The 7,005-nt window shown below is 73.4% G+C and carries 7 protein-coding genes and 1 pseudogene; all 8 read left to right on the top strand.

Going from position 1 to position 7,005, the window contains the following annotated elements; all coding sequences use genetic code 11:
• A pseudogene (locus tag VFZ20_RS10200) lies at positions 1-219 on the top strand (flagellar biosynthetic protein FliP); the annotation flags it as partial.
• 10 nt (positions 220-229) lie between these two features.
• Positions 230-499, top strand: coding sequence for a flagellar biosynthesis protein FliQ (gene fliQ / locus VFZ20_RS10195; RefSeq protein ID WP_329683763.1), 270 nt, complete (start codon positions 230-232; stop codon positions 497-499).
• Complete coding sequence (locus tag VFZ20_RS10190; RefSeq protein ID WP_329683762.1) at positions 499-1,299, top strand: flagellar biosynthetic protein FliR; 801 nt, start codon at positions 499-501, stop codon at positions 1,297-1,299. Before fliQ ends, VFZ20_RS10190 begins: the two co-directional genes overlap by 1 nt.
• Positions 1,299-2,369: an EscU/YscU/HrcU family type III secretion system export apparatus switch protein gene (locus tag VFZ20_RS10185; protein ID WP_329683761.1), complete on the top strand. Its 1,071-nt coding sequence runs from the start codon at positions 1,299-1,301 to the stop codon at positions 2,367-2,369. The genes VFZ20_RS10190 and VFZ20_RS10185 overlap by 1 nt, the downstream gene beginning before the upstream one ends.
• Positions 2,366-4,462, top strand: coding sequence for a flagellar biosynthesis protein FlhA (flhA, locus tag VFZ20_RS10180; RefSeq protein WP_329683760.1), 2,097 nt, complete (start codon positions 2,366-2,368; stop codon positions 4,460-4,462). Before VFZ20_RS10185 ends, flhA begins: the two co-directional genes overlap by 4 nt.
• The gene (locus tag VFZ20_RS10175; protein WP_329683759.1) at positions 4,452-5,258 is read left to right on the top strand and encodes a hypothetical protein; all 807 of its coding nucleotides are present in this window, start codon (positions 4,452-4,454) and stop codon (positions 5,256-5,258) included. The genes flhA and VFZ20_RS10175 overlap by 11 nt, the downstream gene beginning before the upstream one ends.
• Positions 5,255-5,953 (top strand): hypothetical protein, encoded by a 699-nt coding sequence (locus VFZ20_RS10170; protein ID WP_329683758.1) that lies wholly within the window; start codon positions 5,255-5,257, stop codon positions 5,951-5,953. The genes VFZ20_RS10175 and VFZ20_RS10170 overlap by 4 nt, the downstream gene beginning before the upstream one ends.
• A 3-nt stretch (positions 5,954-5,956) precedes the next feature.
• On the top strand, positions 5,957-6,724 hold the full coding sequence (locus tag VFZ20_RS10165; RefSeq protein ID WP_329683757.1) for a FliA/WhiG family RNA polymerase sigma factor: 768 nt from the start codon (positions 5,957-5,959) through the stop codon (positions 6,722-6,724).
• Positions 6,725-7,005: the final 281 nt, after the last annotated feature.

Below are 7,005 nucleotides of genomic sequence, written 5' to 3'. Positions count from 1 at the left end.
GCCTTCGTCACGAGCGAGCTGCGGACGGCCTTCCAGATGGGCTTCGTCCTCTTTCTCCCCTTCATCGTCATCGACCTGGTGGTGGCGTCGGTGCTGATGAGCATGGGGATGATGATGCTGCCGCCGGCCATGATCGCCCTGCCGTTCAAGCTGCTGCTGTTCGTCCTGGTGGACGGGTGGGCGCTGGTGGTGCAGGGCCTGGTGAACTCCTTCCGCTGAGGCCGACGCGATGTCGCACCTGATGATCGTGGACCTGGCGCGCCAGGCCATCCTGACCGCCCTCCTGGTCGCCGGGCCCCTGCTGGCCGTGGCGCTGGGCGTGGGCTTGGTGATCAGCCTGTTCCAGGCCCTCACGCAGATCCAGGAGCAGACGCTGTCGTTCGTGCCCAAGCTCATCGCCATCGCGTGCGTGTTCCTGGTGGCGCTGCCGTGGATGCTGCAGGTGCTGGGCAAGTACACCACGGAGCTGTTCCGCTCCCTGCCCACGCTGCCCCACTGATGCAGGCCGCACCGGGCACGCTGGGCGTGCTGGACCCCGCGAGCTTCGCGGCGCTGGTGCTGGTGTCGTCCCGCGTGGGCGGGCTGGTGCTGGTGGCGCCCGTCTTCTCCGCCAAGACGGTCCCCGTGCGCGTGCGGACCATGCTCGTGATCCTGCTCTCGCTGCTGCTGCGCCCGGCCGTGCTGGGTGCCGCCCCGGCGGAGGGGCTGGCCGTGACGCCCGTGGCCGTGCTGGGCGAGGTGATGGCGGGGCTGGCCATCGGGCTGGGGGCGGCCGTGTTCGTGGGCGCGGCGGAGCTGGCGGGCGACCTGGCCGCCATCCACGCCGGCCTGAGCGGCGCCGCCCTGCTGGACCCGCTGAACCGCACCTCCATCCCCGCGCTGGGCCAGCTGACGCAGCTGCTTGCCGTCGCCGTCCTCCTCGCGACGGACGGCCACCTGCTGATGCTGCGCGCCCTGGGCGAGTCGCTGACGGCGCTGCCGCCGGGCTCCCCGATGGACCTGCGGGGCGGGGCCGGGGCGATGGTCGGATTGGGGAGCGGGCTGTTCGCCGCGGGGCTGCGCTTCGCGGGGCCCGTCGTGGCGGCCGTGCTCGTGGCCAACACGGCGCTGGCGCTGCTGGGCCGCGCGGCGCCGCAGCTGAACGTGCTGTCCGTCGCGTTCCCCGTGCAGATCGCCGTGGGCCTGTTCGCCCTGGCCGCCGCGCTGCCGTTCCTGGCCCCCGCCTTTTCCGCGTGGGGCGACGGGTACGCCGAGATGCTGGGCACCGTCTTCGCCGCCCTGTCGGGAGGAGGCCGCTGATGTCGGACATGGAAAAGACCGAGGCCCCTACTCCCAAGCGTCGGCAGGACGCGCGCGAGGAAGGCCGCATTCCCCGCAGCCAGGAGCTGGGCACGGCCATCCTCATGCTGGCCAGCGCGTGGATGCTGGGCTCCATGGGCCCGCGCCTGGGCGCCGCGCTCACGGGGGTGATGGGGAGCGGCCTGGCCGCGATCGACAGCGCCCCGATGGATGCGAAGGGCGCCGCCACGCTGCTGCAGGAGAGCGCGTGGATGGCCGTGGGCGGCGCGCTGCCGCTCATGCTGGCGCTCACGCTCACGGCCGGGCTGGCCGGCGCGGCGCAGGCGCGCGGCGTGGTGAGCCTCAAGGCGCTGGCCCCCAAGTGGGAGCGGGTGAGCCCCGCGCAGAACGGCAAGCGCCTCGTGGGCGCGCAGCCGCTGATGGACCTGCTCAAGTCCGTGCTCAAGCTGGTGATCGTGGGAATGGCCGTGCGCGGCACCCTGGCGCAGGCGTGGAGCGACGTGCTGTCGCTGGCCCAGCGCAGCCCCATGGCCATCCTGCACGTGGTGCGGGAGCACGCGCACACGCTGATGATGAACGCGGCCCTTTCGTACCTGGTGCTGGCCGCGGCGGACTACGGCTGGCAGCTGTGGCAGTTCGAAAAGCAGCTGCGCATGAGCCGCGAGGACGTGAAGCAGGAGATGAAGCAGAGCGAAGGCGACCCGCTGCTCAAGGCGCGCATGCGCAGCGCGGGCCGGGCCCTCGCCCGAAAGCTGATGCTGGCGGACGTGCCCAGGGCCGACGTCGTCATCACCAACCCCACGCACATTGCCGTGGCCATCAAGTACGATCCCGCAAAGGCGCCCGCCCCGTACGTGCTCGCCATCGGCCAGCGCAAGGTGGCGGAGCGCATCAAGGCCGCGGCCAGGGAAGCCGGCGTGCCCATGGTGGAGAACCGTCCGCTCGCCCGCGCGCTGCTCGCGTCGGCGCAGGTGGGGACCATGATCCCGCCCGACCTGTACGTGGCCGTGGCCGAGGTGCTCGCGTTCGTCATGCGCCAGCGGGGCCGCGTGCCCGCGGGGGCCCGATGAGCACGCGCGCCCTTCCCGCGCCGGCCGGCGCGGCCCCCGCGGGACGCAAGTCGGAGCTGGGGCTGGCCATCGCCGTCGTCTTCGTCATCGCGCTGCTGGTGCTGCCCCTGCCGGCCGTCATGCTGGACCTGCTGCTGGCGGCCTCCATCGGCAGCTCGCTGGTGGTGCTGCTGGTGGCGCTGTACTCGGCGGAGCCCCTGGAGTTCAGCTCGTTTCCGTCGCTGCTGCTCATCCTGACCCTGTTCCGCCTGGCGCTCAACGTGAGCAGCACGCGGCTCATCCTCACGGACGGGCACGCGGGGCGGGTGATCCAGGCGTTCGGCGAGTTCGTCATCGGCGGCAACTACGCCGTGGGCGTGGTGATCTTTTTGATCCTCATCGCCATCAACTTCATCGTCATCACCAAGGGCGCCGGGCGCGTGGCAGAGGTCGCCGCGCGGTTCACCCTGGACGCCATGCCGGGCAAGCAGATGGCCATCGACGCCGACCTGGGCGCGGGGCTCATCGACGAGTCCGAGGCCCGCCGCCGCCGCGAGGACATCGCCCGGCAGGCGGAGTTCTACGGCGCCATGGACGGCTCGTCCAAGTTCGTCAAGGGCGACGCCGTGGCGGGGCTGCTCATCACGGGCATCAACATCGTCGGCGGCATCTTCATCGGCGTGGTGCAGCGCGGCATGCCCATCGGCGACGCCCTGGCCACGTTCACCATGCTCACCGTGGGCGACGGCCTGGTGACGCAGATCCCGGCCCTCGTGCTTTCGACGGCGGCGGGCCTGATGGTGACGCACACCAGCGGCGGCACGCACATGGGCGTGGCCCTGGGCCGCCAGCTGAGCGCGCACCCCCGGGCCCTGTGGATCGTGGCCGCCGTGCTGATGGCGTTTGGCCTGATGCCCGGGCTGCCCATGCTGCCGTTCGTGGCCCTGGCGGGCGCGGCGGCCATGATGGCGCGCGGGGCGGAGCGGCAGATCCGCACCAGGGCGGAGGCGGAGGCCGTGCAGGTGGCCGCGGCCGAAACGGCGGCCCTCCCCAAGCCGGCCGCGACGACGGTGCAGGAGCTCGTCCAGGTGGACCCCGTCGAGGTCGACGTCGGCTACGCGCTCATCCCGCTCATCGACGAGCGCCAGGGCGGCGAGCTCATGGAGCGCATCGGCCTCCTGCGCCGCCAGGCGGCGCTGGAGCTGGGCATCCTGGTGCCGCCCGTCCGCATCCGTGACGACGTGCGCCTGCCGGCCAACGAGTACGTGGTCAAGCTGCGCGGGACCGAAGTGGCCCGCGGCGAGGTGATGCCGCGCTTCCTGATGGCGCTGGACACGGGCGGCGTGGCGCGGCAGGTGGAGGGGATGGACGCGGTGGATCCCAGCTTCGGCATGCCGGCGCGGTGGATCAGCGGCAACCGGCGCGTGGAGGCGGAGTCGTACGGCTACGTCGTCGTGGAGCCGGCGACGGTCATGGCCACGCACCTGATGGAGACGCTCAAGGGCAACGCGGCCGAGCTGCTGGGCCGCCAGGAGGTGCGCGAGATGGTGGATGCGCTCGCCAGGACGCACCCGGCGCTCGTGGAGGAGGTCATCCCCGCCAAGGTGAGCCTGGGCACGCTGCACCGCGTGCTGCAGCGCCTGCTGCGGGAGCGGGTGCCCGTCCGCGACCTGGTGACCGTCCTGGAGGCGGTGGGCGACGCGGCCGAGCAGAGCCGCGACCCCGAGCACCTGACGGAGTTCGTGCGCCGCGCCCTGGGCAACGTCATCGCCCGGCAGCACACGGACGGCACGGGCGCGCTCACGGCCATCACCGTGGGCCCGCGGATGGAGCACGCGCTCATGGCGCTCTTCACCCCGCGCGCGGGCCAGGCGCCCAGCGCCCTGCTGAACCCGGACGTGCTGGCGGAGCTGCTGCGCCGCCTGCACGCCATGGCCACGCAGCGCGGCGACGGACGCCCGCTCCCCCTGCTGGTCTCTCCCGCGCTGCGCGTGGGCGTGCGGCGCCTGGTGGAGCCCGTGTTCCCGCAGCAGGCCGTGATCTCGCTGGCGGAGCTGCCGGCCGCCGCCACCCTGCACGCGGCCGCCACGTGGGAGCTGGACGATGCGGCTTGAGACCTTTCGTGGCGCCTCGCTCGTCCGCGTCTTCGAGGACGTGCGCGAGGCCCTGGGCGACGACGCCATGGTCGTCCGCACCCGCGTGCTGCGCGAGGGCCGCGTCCACGCCGTGGAGGTGATCGCGGCCAAGGCGGCGGAGGTGGAAGCGTTCCGTCGGACGCTGGACCCGGGTCCGCTCGAGTTCTCGGCGGAGGGCGGCTGGCCCCTGGTGATGGGCATCGTGGGGCCCAGCGGGGCGGGGAAGACGGCGGCCGTGGCGCGGCTGGCGGCGGGGGACTTCGCGGACCGGCCCGTTGGCATCCTCCTCCTGGGCGGCCACCGGATCGGCACGGCGGACGTGATCCGGTCCCTGCGGCCGGACGTGACGATCGAGACGGCGGCGGACGCGGAGGGGCTGGACGAGGCGCTGCTGCGGCTGTGCGAGTGCGCCGTGGTCCTCGTCGACACGCCGCCCCTGGCGCCGCGTGACGGCGGGGCGGGGGACCGGTGGATGGCCCTGCTGCGCCGGGCGGAGCCGAAGGAAGTGCACCTGGCCCTGGCCGCCGGGCTGCGGACGGAGGTCGCGACGGTGATCCGCGAGGACTACCTGCCGGCGAATCCCACGCACCTGCTGCTCACCAAGCTGGACGAGGTGCCGGGCGGCGCGGGCGCGGCCGAGATCCCCCTGCGGATGGAGATGCCCGCCCGCTGGGTGAGCGACGCGCCGGAGACGATGGCCCCCCTGCGGACGGCCGTGCCGCGGATCCTGGACCTGCTGGGGGTGGAACCGGCCGAGCAGAAGGCGGCCGCATGAGCCCCTCCATCAAGCACCGGGTGCGCCACGTGGTCGTGGCCAGCGGGCAGGCCGGCGCGGGAAGCAGCACGGTGGCGGCGCTCCTCGCCTTTGCCCTGGCGGGGCCGGAGCGCAAGGTGCTGCTGCTGGACGGCGCGGGGGACGGGGCGCTGGCGGAGCTGCTGCGCGTGCCCAAGGGGGCCGCCGCGTGGCCCGTGGGCGGCGGGGTGACGCTGGGCGATCCGCGGGCGGAGATGAGCCGCGCCGCGTGGGAATTGACGGTGACGGACGCGGGCTGGGCCTGGGACGCGGTGGCGGATGCCTGCGCGGAAGGCGCGGACCTGCTGCTGGCCGTGGCCGCGCCGGACCGGGCCGCCCTGGCCGGCTGCTACGCGATGATGAAGGCGATGGCGGTGGCGTTTCCGTCGGTGACGGTGCAGGCGGTGCTCAACCGGCACCGCGCGGGCACCCGCGGCGGCGACGACGAGCTGCGGGGGGCCGTGCAGCGGTTCCTCGGCTGGCGGATGGGGCGGCCCTGGCTGCTCCCCGAAGATGCGTGCCTTGGGGCGGGCACCCGCGGCGGAATGCCGCTGGCCGACGCCGCCGAAGGCTCCGATGTGGCGGCCGCGGTCGACGAGATCGCGACCACGATCCTGGACGGCGGACGAGGCGCCCACGCCGGGCGCATGCCGAACGACATACACGCGCGGGTCTGAACCATGACGTACTCCCTTTCTGCTTCCGCTCCCGCGGCGCCGGCCCGTCCGGCGCCCGCCGCCGGCCTGTCCGAGAGCGCCCTGGCCGAGCACCTGGGGCTGGTGCACCACGTGGCGCGGCAGCTCAAGCGCGGCCTGGCCGCCGACGCCGACCTGGAGGAGCTGGTGAGCGCGGGCACGCTGGGGCTCATGGAGGCCGCCCGCGGCTTTGACCCCTCGCGGGGGCTGGCCTTCAGCACGTTCGCGGCGCCGCGCATCCGCGGCGCCATCCTGGACGAGCTGCGCCGGCACGATCCCCTGCCGCGCTCCGTGCGCCGCCGCAGCCGCGATACGTCCTCCGCCCGCGAGGCGCTCACCCGCGAGCTGGGCCGCGCGCCCAGCGACCGTGAGCTGGCGGCGCACATGGGCGTGGACCTGGAGACGTTCAGCCGCTGGCGGGCGGACGCGGAGGGCGGCGTGCGCATCAGCATCGACCGTCCCGTGCGCGACGGCGACGAGCGCTCGCCCGCGCCCATGGACGTGCTGCACGACGAGGACGCGCCCACGGTGGAGGACCGCATCAACCGCCAGGAAGAGGCGGCCCTGCTGCGCGACGCCATCCTGGGGCTCAAGGACCAGGAGCGCGTGGTGCTGTCGCTGTACTACTTCGAGGAGATGAAGCTGCACGAGATCGCCACGGTGCTGGAGGTGACGGAGTCGCGCGTGTCGCAGATCCGGACCAAGGCGCTGGCGCGGCTGCGGGTGGAGCTGGCGGTGCTGCGGGCGGCGTGAACTGCAGGGAATAGGGAACAGGGAATAGGGAATAGCCTGCAACGGCGGAACTGCGGATTACAGGGGACAGGGTACAGCGGGCAACGGCGGGTTTGCTGCGGGCCGCCGGCGCGGTACACCAAGGCGGCCAAGCGGCAGCCGGCGTGAACGAAACGCAGCTCAACCGTTCCGGAATTCGGCCCCACCAGCCGAAGGTGGCAGATGCAGGCGCGACCGCACGCGCAACCGACGCCGAATCGTCAGTGTGCGCAGCCTGCACGAGGGGATCGACACCTTCGCAC

The sequence above is a fragment of the Longimicrobium sp. genome, assembly GCF_036280135.1.
Lineage (GTDB): Bacteria > Gemmatimonadota > Gemmatimonadetes > Longimicrobiales > Longimicrobiaceae > Longimicrobium.
This window is presented reverse-complemented; position numbering and strand designations above follow the sequence as displayed.